General features: G+C 55.7%; 16 protein-coding genes, 5 tRNA genes and 1 pseudogene. 19 read left to right on the forward strand and 3 right to left on the reverse strand.

Annotated features, from left to right (window positions below; all coding sequences use genetic code 11):
* Nucleotides 1-60: 60 nt before the first annotated feature.
* The 6 genes and pseudogenes from CLOEV_RS05215 to tnpC all read left to right on the forward strand — a co-directional run bounded on the left by CLOEV_RS05215 (nucleotide 61) and on the right by tnpC (nucleotide 2,544).
* Nucleotides 61-146 (forward strand) — tRNA-Leu (locus tag CLOEV_RS05215).
* Nucleotides 147-159: 13 nt separating this feature from the next.
* A tRNA-Met gene (locus CLOEV_RS05220) sits at nucleotides 160-236 on the forward strand.
* Nucleotides 237-243: 7 nt separating this feature from the next.
* A tRNA-Met gene (locus CLOEV_RS05225) sits at nucleotides 244-320 on the forward strand.
* A gap of 48 nt (nucleotides 321-368) precedes the next feature.
* A tRNA-Pro gene (locus CLOEV_RS05230) sits at nucleotides 369-446 on the forward strand.
* 155 nt (nucleotides 447-601) lie between these two features.
* Complete coding sequence (gene tnpB / locus CLOEV_RS05235) at nucleotides 602-988, forward strand: IS66 family insertion sequence element accessory protein TnpB (RefSeq protein ID WP_034442351.1); 387 nt, start codon at nucleotides 602-604, stop codon at nucleotides 986-988.
* Nucleotides 989-1,025: 37 nt separating this feature from the next.
* Nucleotides 1,026-2,544, forward strand: a pseudogene (tnpC, locus tag CLOEV_RS05240) (IS66 family transposase).
* A 797-nt stretch (nucleotides 2,545-3,341) separates the two neighbouring features.
* Here the strand turns inward: tnpC and CLOEV_RS17305 are convergent.
* Both CLOEV_RS17305 and CLOEV_RS05255 read right to left on the reverse strand, forming a co-directional pair.
* Nucleotides 3,342-4,937: a DUF4236 domain-containing protein gene (locus CLOEV_RS17305; protein WP_245591111.1), complete on the reverse strand. Its 1,596-nt coding sequence runs from the start codon at nucleotides 4,935-4,937 to the stop codon at nucleotides 3,342-3,344.
* A 386-nt stretch (nucleotides 4,938-5,323) separates the two neighbouring features.
* Nucleotides 5,324-5,416 (reverse strand) — tRNA-Ser (locus CLOEV_RS05255).
* A gap of 158 nt (nucleotides 5,417-5,574) precedes the next feature.
* Between CLOEV_RS05255 and CLOEV_RS05260 the strand changes: the two genes are divergently transcribed.
* From CLOEV_RS05260 to CLOEV_RS05290, 7 genes are all read left to right on the forward strand, one after another.
* Nucleotides 5,575-5,865, forward strand: coding sequence for a YhdT family protein (locus CLOEV_RS05260; protein WP_008711141.1), 291 nt, complete (start codon nucleotides 5,575-5,577; stop codon nucleotides 5,863-5,865).
* Nucleotides 5,858-7,336 (forward strand): sodium/pantothenate symporter, encoded by a 1,479-nt coding sequence (gene panF / locus CLOEV_RS05265; protein WP_008711142.1) that lies wholly within the window; start codon nucleotides 5,858-5,860, stop codon nucleotides 7,334-7,336. Before CLOEV_RS05260 ends, panF begins: the two co-directional genes overlap by 8 nt.
* Nucleotides 7,337-7,619: 283 nt before the next feature.
* Nucleotides 7,620-8,447, forward strand: a complete 828-nt coding sequence (gene rpsB, locus CLOEV_RS05270; protein WP_008711149.1) for a 30S ribosomal protein S2 — start codon at nucleotides 7,620-7,622, stop codon at nucleotides 8,445-8,447.
* A gap of 1 nt (nucleotide 8,448) precedes the next feature.
* Nucleotides 8,449-9,045, forward strand: a complete 597-nt coding sequence (gene tsf, locus CLOEV_RS05275; protein ID WP_008711151.1) for a translation elongation factor Ts — start codon at nucleotides 8,449-8,451, stop codon at nucleotides 9,043-9,045.
* A gap of 89 nt (nucleotides 9,046-9,134) precedes the next feature.
* Entirely contained in the window at nucleotides 9,135-9,842 is a 708-nt protein-coding gene (pyrH, locus tag CLOEV_RS05280) for a UMP kinase (protein ID WP_008711152.1), read from the forward strand.
* 132 nt (nucleotides 9,843-9,974) lie between these two features.
* Nucleotides 9,975-10,532: a ribosome recycling factor gene (gene frr, locus CLOEV_RS05285; RefSeq protein ID WP_008711154.1), complete on the forward strand. Its 558-nt coding sequence runs from the start codon at nucleotides 9,975-9,977 to the stop codon at nucleotides 10,530-10,532.
* A gap of 103 nt (nucleotides 10,533-10,635) precedes the next feature.
* Entirely contained in the window at nucleotides 10,636-11,808 is a 1,173-nt protein-coding gene (locus CLOEV_RS05290; protein WP_218915506.1) for a tRNA nucleotidyltransferase/poly(A) polymerase-related protein, read from the forward strand.
* A 19-nt stretch (nucleotides 11,809-11,827) separates the two neighbouring features.
* On the opposite strand, the gene CLOEV_RS05295 is transcribed toward CLOEV_RS05290, so the two are convergent.
* Entirely contained in the window at nucleotides 11,828-13,729 is a 1,902-nt protein-coding gene (locus tag CLOEV_RS05295; RefSeq protein WP_034442359.1) for a molybdopterin-dependent oxidoreductase, read from the reverse strand.
* Between the two features lie 206 nt (nucleotides 13,730-13,935).
* Here CLOEV_RS05295 and pyrR point away from each other — a divergent pair, with 206 nt between their 5' ends.
* The 6 genes from pyrR to CLOEV_RS05325 all read left to right on the forward strand — a co-directional run bounded on the left by pyrR (nucleotide 13,936) and on the right by CLOEV_RS05325 (nucleotide 19,044).
* A complete protein-coding gene (gene pyrR / locus CLOEV_RS05300) occupies nucleotides 13,936-14,532 on the forward strand; it encodes a bifunctional pyr operon transcriptional regulator/uracil phosphoribosyltransferase PyrR (RefSeq protein ID WP_471696552.1) in 597 nt (198 codons plus the stop codon).
* A gap of 13 nt (nucleotides 14,533-14,545) precedes the next feature.
* On the forward strand, nucleotides 14,546-15,472 hold the full coding sequence (locus CLOEV_RS05305) for an aspartate carbamoyltransferase catalytic subunit (protein ID WP_034445383.1): 927 nt from the start codon (nucleotides 14,546-14,548) through the stop codon (nucleotides 15,470-15,472).
* Nucleotides 15,472-16,776, forward strand: coding sequence for a dihydroorotase (locus CLOEV_RS05310; protein ID WP_008711164.1), 1,305 nt, complete (start codon nucleotides 15,472-15,474; stop codon nucleotides 16,774-16,776). The genes CLOEV_RS05305 and CLOEV_RS05310 overlap by 1 nt, the downstream gene beginning before the upstream one ends.
* 103 nt (nucleotides 16,777-16,879) lie before the next feature.
* Nucleotides 16,880-17,590, forward strand: a complete 711-nt coding sequence (gene pyrF / locus CLOEV_RS05315; RefSeq protein ID WP_008711165.1) for an orotidine-5'-phosphate decarboxylase — start codon at nucleotides 16,880-16,882, stop codon at nucleotides 17,588-17,590.
* On the forward strand, nucleotides 17,587-18,186 hold the full coding sequence (pyrE, locus tag CLOEV_RS05320; RefSeq protein ID WP_008711167.1) for an orotate phosphoribosyltransferase: 600 nt from the start codon (nucleotides 17,587-17,589) through the stop codon (nucleotides 18,184-18,186). Before pyrF ends, pyrE begins: the two co-directional genes overlap by 4 nt.
* A complete protein-coding gene (locus CLOEV_RS05325; protein ID WP_051484905.1) occupies nucleotides 18,187-19,044 on the forward strand; it encodes a metal ABC transporter substrate-binding protein in 858 nt (285 codons plus the stop codon).
* Nucleotides 19,045-19,077 lie beyond the last annotated feature (33 nt).

The following is a 19,077-nucleotide window of genomic DNA, read 5'->3' on the forward strand; positions in this document are numbered from 1 at the left end:
GGCGGAAATTTTGCCGAAGTATTGACGGAAGGAAAAAAGATGGTATAATACCTTCTGTTGGCCGGGGTGGCGGAAAGGTAGACGCACGGGACTTAAAATCCTGCGAACGCAAGTTCGTGCGGGTTCAAATCCCGCTCTCGGCACCAACGACTTTAGCGTCGCGGGGTGGAGCAGTACGGAAGCTCGTCGGGCTCATAACCCGAAGGTCACAGGTTCAAATCCTGTCCCCGCAACCATTTTTTTGGCGCTGTAGCTCAGTTGGCTAGAGCATTCGGTTCATACCCGACAGGTCACTGGTTCAAGTCCAGTTAGCGCCACCAGAAATTATCGGCCTCTCAGCGATGAGAGGCTTTTATATCAAAAGTTTTCGGGGCGTAGCGCAGTCTGGTTAGCGTGCTTGGTTCGGGACCAAGAGGTCGGAAGTTCAAATCTTCTCGCCCCGACCAGTAATTTCAACGGTTCAGCTCATTTGAGTTGAGCCGTTTTTTGTGCCGTTACTCCATATTTACTCCGTAAGCGTCAAATGTCCCGTGCCTATACCGCCCCCACCCAGAGCATTAAACTCTTCCCTGTAATCCATTAACCAGGGAGGAGTTTTGTCATGTTGGAGTGTTCCGGCAAGGAGATATATCTGGTCTGCGGCGCCACTGATATGCGTAAGGGGTTGGACGGCCTCGCTGCTATCGCAAATCTGAGATTTGCCTGTGTTTCTTTTGGATCCGCCATGTTTATTTTCTGCAATAAGAACCGCAATCGCGTGAAGATAATCGAATGGGATGGGGACGGTTTTTGGCTTTATCAAAAGCGTCTTGAGCGTGGTACGTTCCCGTGGCCCCCGGATGGGCATGGAAAGAGGATAAGTGTCACCGGCGAGGAGTTTTCCTGTCTGTTTGCCGGAACGAAGCTGAGGCGTAAGCTCAGCATGAGTGAAGTGTTTCCCGCAGCGTCGGTCCAGGATAATAGTCGGAATTGCAAGTCCTTGATATGACTGGATTTATGCTGTGTCATCATTTATAATTGCAGGTATGGAAAATCTTGTTCGGTCCCTTGAAGCGTTACGCAATAAGTATCACGATTTGGAGGAAGAACACCGCGATCTTCAGAAGAAGAACGAGGAGCTTGCGTCATTGGTCAAGTGGTATGAGGAGCGTTTTCGTCTGAGCCAGCACCGGCAGTATGGTCAGTCCAGCGAGAAGTCAGAGGGTCAAGGGCTCCAGCTTCTTTTGTTTGACGAAGCGGAGAATACGTCTGAGCCCAAGCGTGCGGAGCCGGAAGTTGAAGAGATAACGTACAGGAGACGCAAAAGGGAGAGTTCGTCAGTATCCCGTGATAATTTTGACGAGCTTCCGGTTGAGCGTGTTGAATGTACTCTTCCGGAAGAGGAACGTATCTGCCCCGAATGCGGCGGTCCGATGCATGTGATGAACTGCAATACAAGGAGGGAGCTTGTAGTAGTCCCCGCCAAAGTATTTATCCGCGAGTACGCCCGCGACATCTATTCCTGCCGTCGCTGCGAGAGGGAAAACACCAAAGTCGGGATCGTCAAGGCCCCGATCCCGGAGCCCGTGATAAAAGGAAGCGCGGCCTCCGCCTCAGCCATTGCAAACATTATGATACAGAAATACGCGATGGGAGTCCCCCTCTACCGACAGGAATCCTCATGGCTCAACGAAGGGCTCTGTCTGAGCCGTCAGACCATGTCAAACTGGCTCATAAAAAGCGCCTCCGACTGGCTGCTTCCGTTATACGAAGAAATGCGAACAAAGATGCTGAAAGAGGACATCCTCCACGCGGACGAAACGACAGTGCAAGTCCTGAAAGAACCCGGCAGAGCCTCAAGGACAAACTCCTACATGTGGCTCTACCGTACAGGTAAAGAGGCGAGCGTCCAGATCGTACTCTTTGAATATCAGGAGACCAGGTCAAGCGTCCATCCTAAAAAATTCCTCAGCGGCTTTAAAGGCTGCCTCCACACGGACGGCTACTCCGGCTATGGCAAACTCGACAGCGCCATACGCCGATGCGGCTGCTGGGCACACGCCAGAAGAAAGTTCCACGAAGGAACTATCTCCATACCTGCCGTAGAAAGAAAAAACTCTCTCTCGCAGACCGGACTTGAATACTGCGACAAACTCTTTGCACTTGAAAGAGAATACGAAAAACTCACCCCCGAAGAACGACATGCGAAACGCCTTACAAAAAAGCAAACCGATAACGGACGCCTTCTTCGCGTGGGCCGCATCCGCCCGCGCACTGCCGCAATCCACCCTGGGAAAAGCGCTGCACTACGCACTTGAACAGAGGATATTCCTTGAGACCTTCTACATGGACGGCAGAATAGAAATCTCCAACAACCGTGCTGAACGCAGCATAAAACCATTCGTCATAGGAAGAAAAAACTGGCTCTTCTGCTGTTCCTCTAAAGGGGCAAAAAGCAGCTCGGTGATCTACTCGATAATAGAGACCGCCAAAGAAAACAACTTAAAACTCTTTGAATACCTGAACCATATACTTGAGACCATGCCCAACATAAAGCCGGAATAATACCATACGCTGCTGCCATGGAGCGACACACTGCCGGAAGCCTGCCGTCTGAAAAAGAGTACTGACAGATCGTAAAACAACAAACAGGTACGGCAGAATTTACATGAGCTCCCCCCTATCTGACACATACCCTGTCGCAGGTTACATATCGCAGCTTTCCCATACCTCCATACCTCCACTACAAAAGATGATAACAGGCTTCCTGCTTTGAGGGGAGGTACTGACTGTTTGACGCTTACATAATTTTGACGTTTACCTTATTCTGAACCATTGCCCTAAATTTATTTTGGCTATCGACGAAAGACGTTATCTTTCACGCTTTTTGGGTCTGACAGTAGCACGCAATATGCTTGCGATACCGGCATAAACCCCGCTGTCTTAGGGGAGACGAGGCGATTACGAACGAAGCTCTTTTGGCAAAAACTCATAAGGAATTATGGGGCGTGGTTTGTTTGGAGTGGGTTGTCAGGACAGTGGGGACGGTTCGCTTTTAAATTGGGTTGATGGTTACTATATATGCAATTGTCAGGAAAACAACTAGGACGATAATTATGCTACACGAAAAAGGTACCTCCTATTTCCATTATTTTCTATTTTTGACACGTAGCTATATTTAAATGAATATCCATAGTGTGGGCAGAAATTACGATTTTGCCTCGTTCTTCTCCTACAAGCCTTACATTGGCGCATTGGTAAACCTTGTCCGCAAAGCTCACATTTCGATTTCTCCGCGCAAGTTTTTATATCGGCGGTCACGGCATTTTGCCATTTTAGACATTTCTATCATCCCTCACAATTCATGAAGGCAATTCTCCTCTTTCTTTTTTGTCAATTTTGTCCATCAAATCTATTTCAGTATGGGACGAAATATTTAATATGACGGCCTCATCAGTCTTGCTAAGTAACAACAAAGATTTATCATTTAACCATTTTAATTCTTCCAAATTAGAATTTCCCGCTTCGGCCTCTCCTAATCCATGCGTTAGCAACTGAGAAATGTTTTCGTAATTCACTAGGCCACTTTGTATTTCAACGGCCATTAGCCTGTCGAGGCAAAAAATGTAAAATATTTTTAGTAACGCGATATCTCCTAATTGTAAATTTTCTTTTGTTTTCTCGTAAATTTTGATGTAAGGACGTTCGTTATCATATTCTTTGCGTTCTTCCAAGTCTGAAGATGGGCACCCCCATCTATAGTTCCGAAATCCATATCGAGCATTGATGCAATTTACAGTGCCGTTAATGTCGTCTCCGGCGAAAGGTTTTATTGGCTTAAATATATATGAGGAACTCATATTCCGTCTAATATCAAAATATTCCAGCCTGTCAATGGGGTCGTCATACATCCATGATCGAGAAGAGTCAAATAATGATGTCCATTGATCGCGTGTGATAATCGCGCTATATAAATATTCATCTATGGTCATAGCCGTTTGTTTTGATTTACGCTGAGAAAATGCGGATAAAACGATCGTATTGACGTGAAGCAATGTACTAAAAACCGTAGCTGCAACAACCACGCCAATTCCATGGATGTGACGTGCATATTCTTCATATAGTTTTACCTTAGTTTTTGCCTTTGTGTCTATCTCTTTATCTCGCCCTTGCCCCCTAACAACATACACACTGTCTGGTAGTTCTTCGATCTCTGGAAGATCAATATCGACAAGAGCAACATCATTGTCAACTTGATATGATATGTGTGTATCGTAAGGCCACCGGATATTTTCAAAAGCCACGGATAAAGCTTCTTCGGGCTCCTCTTTTCCGCAATCGATAATAGCAACAAAATCTTCTTCAAGATTCTTTTGCTCAGCATCCCACTTATCGTATTCACTTTGCCATTTAGTAGAATTTTGATAATCAATCTGTGCTTTTTGTTTAAACGAGAAAAACATGCCAACACAAGCTGGAATAGCAGAAGCGACGACGGCCCATTCTGTGCTGTTAGTGTATAAATTGGCGAGTACAAAGATAATAATGGTAATGACAACTCCGACAAAAATTGGAAGCATCGGAACAGGTATTGGGCGTGGTTTTTCAAGATAAAAAGGTGCTATCTGGAAGACAGGATATTGCATTGGGTGAGGGAGGTGTTCCCAAATAACAAGGTCTTTTGCTACTTTTTCGTTTAGCCTATCTGCTTCTTCGTGCATGGTTTCTGTTATGTCTGCAACAGAAGGTATGGTTCGTGTTTTGCCGGTACGAGTCTCGGATATCCGTTCGCGCATAAATATTCCCGTGCCAGGGATTCCAGCGTTGACAAAAGTGCCGTTTTTACTTATGTTGACGCTCGCACCTTTATGGCCAATAGTAGCGCTTACTCCGCTCTTGCTGAGGTTGATCTTGACACCTGGGATTATCGTAATGTATTTCCTGAAGCGAATGCCCATACTGCACCTCCAATGTAATCATACGCACATCTTGGCTTTGATACTTGAATTATTCTTGGCACGTCCCCATATGCAATAAATTAAAGGATCTTCGTTTATCTGAATATAGGCGTAGCCCCTGTTGGAGGAGCGTAATATTGGCAGTTTTCACTATCCTATGCTGATCACCTCCTTGTCCATATGATACGTGATCTTTTCGAATCATATCTTGCATTTCTAATATGTGAATATAAAAGCAACGCGAGACCACCCCTTTTTTCTCTCAAAGGAAGTAATTATACGGTTTCATCTGTACAAGAGCGTGTAACTTCATGGAGTATAATAGCAAAAAAAAGCAGTCCTGCCAATGATGCCGTGCAAGACTGATTAATAGTGTTTCATATAAATGGCGGAGAAGGTGGGATTTGAACCCACGTAGCGGCTCAGCACCGCTAAGACGATTTCGAGTCGCCCGCCTTCGACCACTCGGCCACCCCTCCCCGCGTCTGAAGGACACAGAGCATTATACCCGATTTTTGTAACTTTTCAAGCACTATCTCGATATAATATATTTTTTGCCGTATAATACCTGACATATGTTGTTGATATTCCGTAATTGTACTATACTTATGCGCCATAAACTTATGAGGTTATTTAAATGGAGGGCAGAGACGTGGCGTCAAAAAAATTTTTGCAGGCAACGAGGCGGGAGACCTTTATAATCCTCGGTCTTTATCTGCTTTTTTTCGTTTGGTGGTATGTGACCGCCTATGGCTTTGGCGACGACCCATCGCGGTATCGTTACATATTGGGTTTTCCCGAATGGTTTTTCTATAGCTGCATCGCGGGCTATGCCGGGATATCCTTTCTCCTGTGGGCCGTGATCAAGATTTTTTTCAAGGAATTGCCGCTCAGTGATGAAAAAGAAGAGGTAGAAAAAGATGGTTGACCATACAGGCATGATAATTCCGCTGGTCCTTTATTTTATCCTGATAATGGGGATCGCGCTCTGGGGCAGCCGTACCGCCGGCAAGCGGAGCGATACGAAGGGCTTTATGGAGGAGTATTTTATCGGCAGCCGGTCGATGGGCGGTTTTGTGCTCGCGATGGCGATCATTACGACGTATACGAGCGCCAGCAGCTTTGTCGGCGGCCCCGGCGTCGCCTACAACGTCGGCCTCGGCTGGATACTTCTCTCGATGATACAGGTGCCTACGGCATTTCTGACGCTCGGCGTGCTGGGCAAGCGTTTCGCGCTCATAGCGCGGCGCACCGACGCCGTCACCATCACGGACTTTATCCGCGCCCGCTATGGCAGCGACGCCGTGGTCATACTGGCCTCTTTGGCGCTGCTGGTATTTTTCATGGCCTCGATGCTCGCGCAGTTCATAGGAGGCGCGCGCCTCTTTGAGTCTATCACCGGATATTCGTACCAGACGGGGCTGCTGATATTCGGCTTCACCGTGGTCGTATACACTACGGTGGGCGGTTTTCGCGCGGTCGTATTGACCGACACGATCCAGGGCGTGATGATGCTCTTCGCTTCGCTCGCGATACTCTACGCCGTCATCACGGCGGGCGGCGGCGTGGAAAATATAATGCAGACGCTTTATTCGATAGATCCGCGGCTGCTGACGCCCACCGGCGGCGGCAACGCGATACCGAAGCCGTTTATCCTCTCTTTCTGGGTGCTCGTCGGCATCGGCATCCTCGGACTGCCGCAGACGACTCAGAAGTGCCTCGGCTACAAGGATTCGCGCTCGATGCATAACGCGATGATCATCGGGACGTTCGTCGTCGGCTTCACGATGCTCGCGATGCATCTTGTCGGCGCGATGGGCCGCGCCGTCATTCCCGATATCACGGTCGGCGATCTCGCGGTGCCGACGCTTACGGTGCGCCTGATGTCCCCCTTCTGGGCGGGGATATTCATCGCGGGACCACTCGCGGCGATCATGTCTACGGTCGATTCGATGCTGATAATGTGTTCGGCGGCGATCGTAAAAGATCTTTATTTCCATTATGTCGTGAAAAACGACGAGGCGCGTCTCTCTCCGAAGAAGGTGCGGGGCATGAGCGTAATAGTGACGGCGGTCGTCGGCGTGCTGGTGTTTTTCGCGGCGATGAAGCCCCCGTCGCTGCTCGTCTGGATAAACCTTTTCGCCTTCGGCGGCCTCGAGGCGGTATTTTTCTGCCCCACGCTCTTCGGCCTCTACTGGAAGCGGGCCAACTCGACGGGGGCGGTCCTCTCGATGATCTGCGGGGCGTCGGCCTTCTTCTGGTTCAATATCACGAAGACGAGCGTCGGCGGTACCACCGCCATCGTGCCGACTCTGGCGATCGCCGTCGCGGCTTTTGTGGCCGGAAGCCTTTTGGGCCGTCCCGAGAGCGCCGAAAAGCTCAAAATGTTTGAAATTTAACGCCGCGGACTCTGACGGAGCGGTTTTTGGGGACCTCGCGCGGCCTGGGGGAGCCGGGCTGCGCGAGGTCTTTAAAAATATAAGCCGCTATCTGCCATTTTCATGACCTTTGCCGATACGTCCTCCCTGTGGATTCAATAAAAAAATTTGCTTTTTTAAAGAGCACTATGGTATACTAAGGAGCGGTGTATAGCACACACAGGCGTTGACGCAAAAGATGTTCCCGGAGACCGGGTCCTGGCGCGGGTGATACGTCTGGAGGAAAAAAACAGGAGGGATTCACATGGGAGTAGTAAGCATGAAACAGCTTCTTGAATGCGGCGTCCATTTCGGACACCAGACGAGACGCTGGAACCCGAAGATGAAGCCGTTCATCTTCACGGAGCGCAATGGGATCTATATCATCGACCTTCAGAAGACTGTCAAGGGGCTTGAAAAGGCCTATGATTTTGTCCGCGAAGTCTCGAAGTCGGGCGGGAGCATTCTCTTTGTGGGAACCAAACGCCAGGCGCAGGACCCGATCCGCGACGAGGCGCTCAAGGCCGGTCAGTTCTATATCAACCAGCGCTGGCTCGGAGGCCTCCTCACCAATTTTGCGACGATCCGCCGCCGAGTCATGCGTATGACGGAGCTCCAGCAGATGGAAGAGGACGGCAGCATCAACAAGTACCCGAAAAAAGAGATCATTCAGCTCCGCAAAGAGCGCGATAAGCTTGAGAAGTACCTCTCCGGCATCAAAGACATGAAGGACGTTCCCGACGCCATCTTCATCATCGACCCGCGCCGTGAGACGATAGCCGTGCTCGAGGCTCATAAGCTCGACATTCCCGTCATCGCGATCGTAGATACGAACTGCGATCCCGACGTCGTCGACTATCCCATTCCCGGAAACGACGACGCCATCCGCGCGATAGAGCTCGTTGTCGGACTGATGGCCAACGCCTTCATCGAGGGACGTCAGGGACAGGACTCGCGCGTCGCGGAAAAGGAAGAGGCCGCCGCTGCGGAGGAAACGCCCGCCGAGCCTCCGGTCGAGGATATTTCGGAAGATGAGATGAAGCTCCGCGCGAAAGAGCTTGCGGATCAGAAGGGCTGGAAGGAGACTAACTAAGATGGCAGAAATCACAGCAGCAATGGTGTCAGAGCTTCGCGCCCGCACGTCAGTCGGCATGATGGACTGCAAAAAGGCGCTCGTAGAGTGCGCCGGGGATATGGAGAAAGCCTGCGACTATCTTCGCGAGAAGGGGCTTGCCAAGGCCGCCAAGAAGGCCGAGCGTACCGCGGCCCAGGGCAGGATGTTCACCTATGTCCATAATAACGCGAAACTCGCGGTCCTCCTCGAACTTGACTGCGAGACAGACTTCGTAGCCCGCACGGAAGAGTTCAACACGCTCGGACATGAGATCGCGATGCATATAGCGGCAGCCAACCCCACATATATCAAGCCGGAGGATGTTCCCGCCGACGTTATCGAACACGAGAAGACGGTCATCATGGCCCAGGCCCGCGAAGAGGGCAAGCCGGAAAAGATGCTTGAAAAGATCGCCGAGGGGCGCATCAATAAATTCTACGAGGAAAACTGCCTCCTGGAGCAGAAATACATACGTAATCCCGACGTCAAGATAAAGGACCTCGTCGTCGAGAACATAGCGAAGATCGGTGAAAACATCGTCGTTCGCCGTTACGCCCGCTTCATGATAGAGGGCTAACTCCTAAACGAACCTTTAAGGCGGGGGATTTAACGATCCCTCGCCTTTTTTATAAGGAAAAATAAAGCTGTTCGGAAGGTGGTCAATATATGGAACGCAAATACAACAGGGTGCTTCTTAAACTCTCTGGCGAGATACTGGCCGGCGACGCTCATTTCGGCCTCGACTATGAGGCCATACGCGGGATATGCGAACAGATAGTCGAGGTTGCCGGCGAGGGTATCGGCATTTCGATGGTCGTCGGCGGCGGGAACATCATCCGCGGCGCGCAGACGACGAGCATCGAGCGCGCCCAGGCCGACTACATGGGGATGCTCGGCACGGTGATCAACGCTCTCGCTCTGCAGGACGCGCTCGAGCGTCTCGGGCAGCCGACGCGCGTACAGTCTGCGATCGAGATGCGCCAGATCGCCGAAACGGTCATTCGCCGCCGCGCGATACGCCATCTCGAAAAGGGACGCATCGTCATCTTCGCCGCCGGCACAGGTTCCCCCTATTTTTCCACCGACACGACCGCCGCGCTGCGCGCCTCCGAGATCGGCGCGGATTGTCTGCTGAAGGCGACGAAGGTGGACGGGATATATGATAAAGACCCCGCGAAATTCACCGGCGCCGTAAAGATGCCGCATGTTTCATACATGGACGCGCTCCAGATGCAGCTCAAAGTGATGGACGCCGCTGCTTTCTCGCTCTGCCAGGAAAATAAGATCCCGATAGTGGTGTTTGACGTGCTGAAAAAGGGCAACCTGCGCAGGCTGCTGATCGACGGAGAAAATATCGGCTCGATGGTCTCTTAGGAAACCGGCCGGGAGGGCGTGCCGTTGATCGGCTTTTCTCACCGATTTACCGGTGAGGAGGCGTTTTCCCCCTTCCTTTAACAGGGACTAGAGAGTATTATAATCATAAAAAACAGATAAGGAGTGACCTGCATGCCTCAGAACGTACTCAAAGAACTGACTTCACGCTGCGAAAAGAGCATCGAACACCTGAAGGGCTCCATGCTCGGCGTCCGCACAGGAAGAGCGCATCCCGCACTTGTTGAAGAGATAAAGGTGGATTATTTCGGGACGCCTACTCCCATCAAGAACATGGGGAGCGTCAATGTGCCGGAGGCACGTCAGATCGTCATCACCCCGTGGGACAAGACCGCGATGAAGGCCATTGAAAAGGCGATCCAGTCCTCAAGCCTCGGCATCACGCCGCAGAACGACGGCGAATCGATCCGCCTGAACCTGCCGGAGCTTACGCAGCAGCGCCGCGTGGAGCTTAAAAAGATGGTCAACAAGATGGCGGAGGAGGGCCGCGTGGCGGTGCGCAACATCCGCCGCGACGCGATCGAAATTCTTAAAAAAATGGAAAAAGAGAGCAAGATAACCGAGGACGACCTCAAAAAATTCCAAAAAGAGGCTCAGGACAAGACGGACGCCTTCATCAAGAAGATCGATTCGGTCCTCGCGGATAAAGAAAACGAGATAATGGACAAATAACAAAAACGCCAGGCCGCCGGGGACGGCGGCCTTTTTTGTCGCCGCCATGACCGAGAGAGAATTTTTCAAAAAGGTACAAGAGGCCGGGGGGGCCGCCTACCTTGTGGGCGGCGCCGTCCGTGACAGGCTGATGGGGCGCGCGGTCCATGACCGCGACTACGTCGTCTGCGGCCTTTTGCCGGAGACATTCCGCTCTCTCTTCCCGGAGGCGCGCCGGGTCGGACGTTCCTTTCCCGTCTTTCTCCTGGAGATAGACGGGCTTCTCTGCGAGACCGCCTTCGCGCGCCGGGAGAGAAAAAGCGGCTTCGGCTACAAGGGCTTCGACGTCTTTTGCGCGCCGGGGATAACGATAGAGGAAGATCTTTACCGGCGCGATACGACGGTGAACAGCATGGCGGTCGGCGCGGACGGCCGCCTGGTAGACCCATACGGCGGAGCGCGCGACATCGGCCTCCGGCTGATACGCGCCACGTCCTGGCACTTTTGCGAGGACCCCGTGCGCGCCCTTCGCGCGGCGCGGCAGGCGGCGCAGTTCGGCTTTTCGATAGCTCCGCCCACCCTTGCGATGATGGAACGTTGCGCGGAGGAGCTGCGTTCGGAGCCCAAAGAGCGTAAATTCGCCGAATTTGAAAAGGCGCTAGGCGCCGAACGTCCGTCGATTTACTTTCGCGCCCTGCGTGCCGCGGGGCTCCTTGAGGGAGAGTTTCCCTGGATATACAGATTGATAGGCAAAGGTCAGCCGCCGGAATATCACCCCGAAGGAGACGCCTTTGAACATACGATGACAGCGCTGGATCGCGCCGCCTCGATGACGGACCGGGCCGAGGTGCGCTTCGCCGCGCTGATGCATGATATCGGAAAGGGCGAAACCCCCGAAGAGATGCTGCCGCACCATTACGGCCATGAGGAGCGAGGGGCGGCCGTCATGCGGGAGATAACGGCTGTCCTTGGGTTGCCGCGCCTCTGGAGCCGCTGCGCGGAATTTGCGGCGAGGGAGCACATGCGCCCCTCGCGGATGAAAGATCCCGCGAAGATAAGAGACCTGATCCGCGCGCTTGAAAGGGAGCCTCTCGGTCCCGACGGTTTCGGGACCGTCGTCGCCGCCGACGGCGGCGAGCTGCCGGGATTTCTCCGTAATTATGAATATTTATTGGCGATAATCAGGACCGCCGCGAAGTGTAAAGTGCCGGAGAGGCTGACGGGGCCGCAGATAGGCGAATACATCCGGTCGAAAGAGATAGAGGCATTGCGGACGGCGCTGAAGGACTTCCCGTAGAGGCGGATATCGTTCGCGGCTACATGGACGATAACTTTTCGATCTTCACAAAACACTCCGCATAGGGCGCGCCCCTGCCGGGAGCCTCCTGCGCGGCGGTCAGGGCGTTTAGGCACGGAAGCCCCTGCATCGCCCACGCCGTATCCGCGGCGAGAGAGCGGTCGAGCGCCGCGCGCATGATGATCTCCGCGCCGTTCACGGAGGCGACGTTCAGCCGGTCGCCCTCCGCGATCCCTCTTGCCAGGCAAAAATTTTCCGGCAGATTTATGACCGCCTCCAGGCATTTGGCGGGAGCGTCGACATTCTGCCCGTTGATATAGAGGTCGGAGTGGACGGTGACGAGGCGCAGACAGCCGGCGGGGATCTTGAGGGGCCGCGGCGCAGCCTCCGGCAGCAGCGCGCGGGAGGCGGGCAGCCGCCAATAACAGGGTTCGTCCCAGAGATAAAGGTTTTTTGAGACCTCCCGCAGACGCTTATCGGCCGCGACCGCCATATTCATCCGCGAAAAAAGGGCCTCCATATCCAAGTCAAGACCGAGCCGCCGGGCCAGAGCGCCATATGCCTCCCAGTCGCTGCGGCACTCCCCGCGCGGCGCGGCGACGCGCTCGTTGTGGCTTACGTAGCTATGTCCGTAGCCCCCGATCCAGTCCTCCTCTTCGAGAAAGATCGACGCCGGCAGCACCAGATCGCAAAGCTCGGCGGTACGCGTCATAAAGACCTCGCTGCAAACCTTGAAATCCACCGACCCGATCGCCGCTTCGACCAGCCGCGTATCGGGCGACTGCTGCGCCGGGTTGGCGCAATAGATGTTCAGCACCCGCACGGGCGGCTCCGCCCTCATCAGCTCGGCGGGCCAGGTGGTGACGCCGAAGCGGCGCACATTAGAGCTTGCTTCAAAGAGCCCCTCGGGAAAGACCGCCCCCTCGTCCTTGCTGAACGAAAGGCCGGCGCGCGCGTTTGAGAATCCGCCGCAGAGCACCGCGAGCGCGAAGATCCAGCGGAACTGCATGTCTCCGTGCAGATAGCGCTGCGCGCCGTAAGCGGGAATATGAGTCGCCGGGGAGTGCGCAAGGAGCCAGCGGTATATCTCCTCCGCCGCATCCTCTGAAAGCCCGGCCTGTATCAGCAGCCTCTCCTTATCCATGCCGGCGAGAGTGTTTAAAAAAGCCCCGGGGTTTACCGCCCGCGCGCGCCAGCCGGAAGAATCTTTTTCCTCTTCGACAAGCCTGCGGCAGAGCCAGGCGGCGAGAGCCCAGTCTCCGCCGGGCGCTATCCGCCAAAACCTGTCGCAGCGCGCCGCCGTCGCCGAGAGGCGCACCTCGACGCACGCCGTTTCGCCGCCGCCGCGGCGCAGCGCTTCCAGGCACGGCGTGAGCTGCGGCTGCGTGTGGCTGCTGTTGCGCCCCCACAGCAGCGCGCCGCCGGCCGTGGAAATATCCTCCGGCGGCACATAAGGGACGCCAAAGCCGCAGGCCGATTCTTTCAGCCCCGCCGAACCGATGGAGGAGCAAAGGCTGCCCTTTGTGGCGGTAAAGCCGCCGAGGGCGCCGTAGAAGGCGGGGATAAGCTGTTTGGAAAACGTCATGGAGCCGGCGCTGGCGAATGACATTACGGAGAGCGGCCCATATCGCTTCACCGCCCCGGATATCTTTTCAGCCCATAGATACAGCGCCTCGTCCCAGGAAATATCCACCCAGTCCGAACCGCGCCGCCGCCGCGGGTGAAGAAGCCGCCGCGGGTCTTCGATCCGCTTGGCGAAACGCAGCCCCTTGGCGCAGAGAAACCGGCTCCGCCTGTTGGCGGGATTGGCGCGCAGCTCGACCTTCCCGTCCCTTACCCTTGCGAGCATGGAACAGGTGCCGGGACAGTCATAGGGGCAGGCGGTCGTCTTCCATCCGTCGGTTATCGAGTCTCTCTCCATGGCCACTATTATATGCCATAATTAAATTTTGCAACCGCTTGCATAATTTAAAAATATACTGTATAATACCGTCAGTTCAAATCAAAGGGGAGGCATGACGGATGAAAGAGCTGATTTCACGAGATATACGGCGTGATATTCACGGATTTGCCGTGATGCCGGTTATTTTTTAGAAGAGGCTGTTCCGTGAGGGGCGGTCTTATTTTTTGCAAAAAGTTAAATTTAAAAACAAAAGCTTAGGAGGGATTTTGATGGCGGAACTTAGAGAAAAGGCGAAGCTGATGAACGCGCAGGACCTTAACCGCGTCATTCGCCGTATCGCCCACGAGATGGTGGAGCACAACAAGGGCACCGACAACATGATACTGGTAGGTATCCACAGGCGCGGCGTCTATATCGCGCGCCGGCTTCAGAAGCTCATCGAAGAGGCCGAGGGAGCGAAGGTGCCCTGCGGAGAGCTGGATATCACGCTCTACCGCGACGACCTGACGACGCTCTCCGAGCAGCCGATAGTCCACAGCACGAGGATGCCCGGAGACATCGCGGGAAAGCATATCTTTCTTGTGGACGACGTGCTCTTCACCGGGCGTACGGTCCGCGCGGCGCTTGAGGCCCTTGTCGACCTCGGACGCCCGCAGATAGTTCAGTTGGCCGTCATCATCGACCGCGGCCACCGCGAGCTGCCGATACACGCGGATATCTGCGGCAAGAACGTGCCGACATCGAAGAACGAAGTCATCGAAGTAAAAGTGGAAGAACTCGACGGAAAGGACGAGGTGGTGATCTGTGAGCGCGATGCTTAATGAGATCGGACAGATGACCTGGCGTCATCGCAGCGTGATAGACCTTGACTGCTGGACGAGAGAGGAACTCTATTTCTTCCTCGACCAGTCCCGCCATATGGAGAACGTGATGGACCGTCCGGTCAAAAAGGTCCCCGCGCTTCGCGGCAAGATGTGCGTCAACCTCTTCTTTGAGAATTCGACGCGCACGCGGGTCTCCTTTGAACTTGCGGAAAAGATGCTCTCCGCCGACGTCGTCAACTGGTCGGTCTCCGGCTCGAGCGCCGCGAAGGGCGAGACGATGCGCGATACCGCCTGGACCCTTGAGGCGATGGGCGCGGATATCGTCGTAATGCGCCACGGCGCGGTCGGCGCGGCCCAGTACCTTGCCTCAAAGCTCAAGCGCGGCATCGTCCTCAACGCGGGCGACGGTACCCACGCGCACCCGACGCAGGCCCTGCTCGATGTCTACACCGCCTGGAAGCACTTCGGAGACCTCGAGGGGCGGAAGATCGCCCTCGTCGGCGACGTCCTTCACAGCCGCGTCGCGCGCAGCGACGTCATAGCCTTCAAAACGATGGGCTGCGATGTGGTGCTCTCCGGGCCGCCGACGCTGATGCCCCGGGAGATCGAACAGCTCGGCGTCAAATACGACCGCGACCCGCGCAAGGCGGTCGAGAAGGCCGATATGGTATATCTTCTGAGGATACAGCGCGAGAGGCAGCAGGACGGCCTCTTCCCCTCGGTCGACGAGTACCACCGCTGGTGGGGCGCCGACGAAGAGCTTATGAAGTACGCCAACCCCGGCGCGCTCGCGATGCATCCGGGCCCGATCAACAGAGGCGTCGAGATCGCCTCCGAAGTTGCGGACGGTCATCAGAGCGTGATACTCGAACAGGTGCGTTCAGGAGTCGCTACCAGGATGGCGCTTCTCTATCTCTGCGGCGGAGGTGCAAGATAATGGAAAAATTTCTCTTCAAAGATTTTAAAATATTCAACGGCAAAGAATTCATAAAAGAGGACTGCCTCCTTGTGGAGGACGGCAAAGTCGCCGGGCTGGGCCGCGATCTCGCCTGCGAGGGCGCGGAGGTGGTCGAGGGCGGCGGACGCCTGCTGACCCCCGGGTTCATCGACCTGCACGCCCACTTCCGCGATCCCGGCGGCGAGTGGAACGAGGACCTCAACAGCGGGGCGCACGCCGGAGCGGCCGGCGGATTCACGACGCTCGTCGCGATGCCGAACACCAAACCTGCGGTCTCCGAGCCGGCGCTAATCGAATATGTCGTCAGCCACGGAGCGGCGGCGAAGGCCTCGCGCATACTGCCGGCGGGCTGCGTCAGCAAGAACCGCGAGGGCAAAGAGATCTGCGAGATGGAAAAGATGACCGAGGCGGGCGCGGTGTTCTTCACGGACGACGGCGCGCCGGTCGCGACGAGCCAACTGCTGCGGCTCGCGCTGCTTTACACGGGCAAAAAACTTCCCCGCGTCATGGAGCACCCCGAAGAGATCAGCCTCTTTAAGGGCGGACAGGTCCATGAGGGCCGCGTCAGCGCGATGTCCGGACTCAAGGGCATCCCCGGCGCTTCGGAAGAGATCGACGTGGCGCGCGGCATCGCGCTCGTGCGCGACACGGGCGGACGCATCCACTTTACCCACCTTTCAAGCGCGGGCGCGGTGGAGCTTATCCGCAACGCGAAGCGCGCCGGACTCGACGTCACCTGCGACACGACATTCCACCACCTCACTCTCAATGAGAACGCGGTCATCAACAGCGGATATAACTCGCGCTTCAAGGTGAACCCGCCGCTGCGCTCGGCCGACGACCAGAGGGCTCTCTGGGAGGGCATAAAGGACGGCACGATCGACGCGATAGTTACGGACCACGCTCCGTGGCACATGGACGAGAAGGACGAACCCTTCCAGGAGGCCCCCTTCGGGATCGCCTCTCTCGAGTGCGCCGTCGCCGTGCTCCTCGACTATCGCAGCCGCAACTATCCCGACGTTCCCCTCGAGCTGCTCTTCGCCAAGATGACGTCCGCCCCCGCGTCGCTGCTCCCCGAAAAGTGGCAGGGACTCGGACGTATCGAGGCGGGCGCTCCGGCCGACCTCACCGTCATCGACGAGGACCGGACGCGCATCGTCGACTGCCGGACCTGGAAGAGCAAAGCCCGCTGCTGTCCCTGGGAGGGCGTCGCGCTGACGGGCTGGCCGGTAATGACCTTCGTCGAGGGACGCAGGATCTGGCAGGACGAGGAAGAACTCTAGCAGCCGATACCACAACGGAAGCTATTGAAGTTATAATATAGAAACTCGAACGATAGCACAACTGTGACGAGGTTGTGCTATCGTCGTACGGAGGGACTAATATATGGAGAACAACAACTGCGGCCTTATAGTGGCGCTGGACCTGCCGGCGCTTGACGATGCGAGAAGATTCCTTGACAGGCTGGATAAAGCGACAAAATATGTAAAGGTCGGGCCGCGCCTTTACGCGCTCGGCGGCGCCTCCTTCGCGAAGGAGATAATCGGCCGCGGTTATGAGCTTTTTCTCGACCTTAAACTGCATGACATCCCCAACACCGTAGCCTCGGCGGTCGAGCCGCTTTCCGAGCTTGGTCTCTGGGCGCTCACTATACACACCTCCGGCGGCTATGAGATGATGGCCCGCAGCGCCGCGATGCGCGACAAGACCGGCAGCCGCATGAAGCTGCTTGGCATCACCGTGCTCACCAGCCTGGGCGGAGAGCTATGGAGCGACGTCCATCCCGGCTGCGACATGCGGCAGGCGCTGATCGGGCGCGCGGAGACGGCGCAGCGCGCGGGACTCGACGGCATCGTCTGTTCGCCGCTTGACCTTGAACTTCTCAGGGGCCGCGCGGAAAATTTGCTGCGCGTCGTCCCGGGGATCCGCGCGAAAAAGGTGAGCACCGAGGACCAGACGCGCGTCGCCACCGCAAAGGACGCGGCGGAGGCCGGAGCCTCGTACATAGTCGTCGGACGCCCGATACTCGAGGCGGCCGATCCCATCGCCGCGGCGAAAGATATACTTAAAACATTAGGGGAGGCTTCACACAGATGAGCTGTTCTTGCGAAAAAAACGAAATTTCAAAGAAGATACTTGAAATGATGAAGGAGAGCGGCGCGCACCTTCAGGGCCATTTCAAACTTACCTCCGGGCTGCACAGCGACAACTATATGCAGTGCGCCTTGATGCTGCGCTATCCGAAGTTTGCCGCCTGCGCCGGCGAGGAGCTCGCGAAACTGCTCGCGCCCGCGAAGCCCGATTTTATCCTTTCACCCGCGCTCGGCGGCCTGATAATCGGCCATGAAGTCGCGCGCGCGCTGGGCGTGCCCTTTATCTTCACCGAGAGGGTGGACGGCGAGATGCGCCTTAAAAGATTCCCTCATCCTGGCAAACTTCGCTTCGCTCTCGTGGAGGACGTCTGCACGACCGGCAAATCATCGCGCGAAGCGGCGCGGATACTTGCGGCGGAAGGCGCGGAATGGGTCGCCTCTGGCTGTATCATAGACCGGCGCTCTCCGGACTGCCTGCCGGACTGGGACCTCAAATCGCTCGTAAAGGTCTGCTTCGCCACCTACAGCGCGGAGGAATGCCCGCTCTGCAAAGAGGGACTGCCCCTTGTAAAGCCGGGAAGCCGTCCCGACGAAAAATAAATGAAGAAAATAGAGCCGCGGCGCGGCGCGTTCTTGGCGCTGCGCGTCCTGGCCGTTGTTTTTATATTTCTCCTTGGCTGCCGCGGCGCGGAGGCCTCGGCAGCCGCCGTTATGAAGATCGCGGTCACCTCGCCGTGGCTCTATGAAGTGGCCTCCTTCGTCGGCGGCAGGCAGGTGCAGGTGCGCGCCCTTTCGTCATGGAACGAGGCCGGGAATACCGTCGTCACGGGGCGGCCCCGCGGCGGCGAGCTGGTGATCGCCTTTGATCCCGCCGACGCCACCCGCTTCAGGATCGGCCCGCAAAATAAAAACCTCAAGCTGCTGTATCAGAAGACGCCGATGGACGAGGACAAACTGCGCGCGGCTTTCTTCGATCCCGCGATGCTGCCGTTCATCGCGCAGGAGATAATGAAGATAATCGCCGCCGCCGACCAGAAAAACTATTCCTACTACCAGCGGAGGCTTGCGGAATTTCAATCGCGCATCGACAGCACGATGGGAGTCGGGCGTCATCTGCTCTCGGGGGCAAACATTCTTGACCTCACCGGCGCGGAGGGGACCTGGGTGCGTTCCTCGATATCGGGCGTCGTGCGCCCGCCGGAATCCGTCTGGACCGGCTGGCTTGCCGGGGACGCCGCCGCGCTCCGCGCCGCGCTGGACGAGGCTTCGCGCCGCGGCTGGCTGCTGCTGCTCGACCCCTGGACGCCGGATGTCATCCGCGCCGCCGCCTCCGCCTATCCCTACCGCCTCACGCTGCCGGTGCCGCCGAAGGATACGGAGTTCTTCGTCTTTCTGCACGAAATATTCACGATCATCGCCGGGCGGGTAAAATCCGCCGCGCCAAAAGTTAAAAATTAGTATATCGTCGCTTCTATAAAGTTGATGAAAATA

This window comes from Cloacibacillus evryensis DSM 19522 (assembly GCF_000585335.1).
GTDB lineage: Bacteria > Synergistota > Synergistia > Synergistales > Synergistaceae > Cloacibacillus > Cloacibacillus evryensis.

Bases quoted from the DNA above. Each gene is read 5' to 3' on its own strand.
- tsf (WP_008711151.1), top strand. From the start codon at position 8,449: ATGGCAGAAATCACAGCAGCAATGGTGTCAGAGCTTCGCGCCCGCACG.
- rpsB (WP_008711149.1), top strand. From the start codon at position 7,620: ATGGGAGTAGTAAGCATGAAACAGCTTCTTGAATGCGGCGTCCATTTC.
- CLOEV_RS05325 (WP_051484905.1), top strand. From the start codon at position 18,187: ATGAAGAAAATAGAGCCGCGGCGCGGCGCGTTCTTGGCGCTGCGCGTC.
- pyrH (WP_008711152.1), top strand. From the start codon at position 9,135: ATGGAACGCAAATACAACAGGGTGCTTCTTAAACTCTCTGGCGAGATA.
- CLOEV_RS05305 (WP_034445383.1), top strand. From the start codon at position 14,546: ATGACCTGGCGTCATCGCAGCGTGATAGACCTTGACTGCTGGACGAGA.
- tnpB (WP_034442351.1), top strand. From the start codon at position 602: ATGTTGGAGTGTTCCGGCAAGGAGATATATCTGGTCTGCGGCGCCACT.
- CLOEV_RS05260 (WP_008711141.1), top strand. From the start codon at position 5,575: ATGGAGGGCAGAGACGTGGCGTCAAAAAAATTTTTGCAGGCAACGAGG.
- panF (WP_008711142.1), top strand. From the start codon at position 5,858: ATGGTTGACCATACAGGCATGATAATTCCGCTGGTCCTTTATTTTATC.
- CLOEV_RS17305 (WP_245591111.1), bottom strand. From the start codon at position 4,937: ATGGGCATTCGCTTCAGGAAATACATTACGATAATCCCAGGTGTCAAG.
- frr (WP_008711154.1), top strand. From the start codon at position 9,975: ATGCCTCAGAACGTACTCAAAGAACTGACTTCACGCTGCGAAAAGAGC.
- CLOEV_RS05295 (WP_034442359.1), bottom strand. From the start codon at position 13,729: ATGGAGAGAGACTCGATAACCGACGGATGGAAGACGACCGCCTGCCCC.
- CLOEV_RS05310 (WP_008711164.1), top strand. From the start codon at position 15,472: ATGGAAAAATTTCTCTTCAAAGATTTTAAAATATTCAACGGCAAAGAA.
- pyrE (WP_008711167.1), top strand. From the start codon at position 17,587: ATGAGCTGTTCTTGCGAAAAAAACGAAATTTCAAAGAAGATACTTGAA.
- pyrF (WP_008711165.1), top strand. From the start codon at position 16,880: ATGGAGAACAACAACTGCGGCCTTATAGTGGCGCTGGACCTGCCGGCG.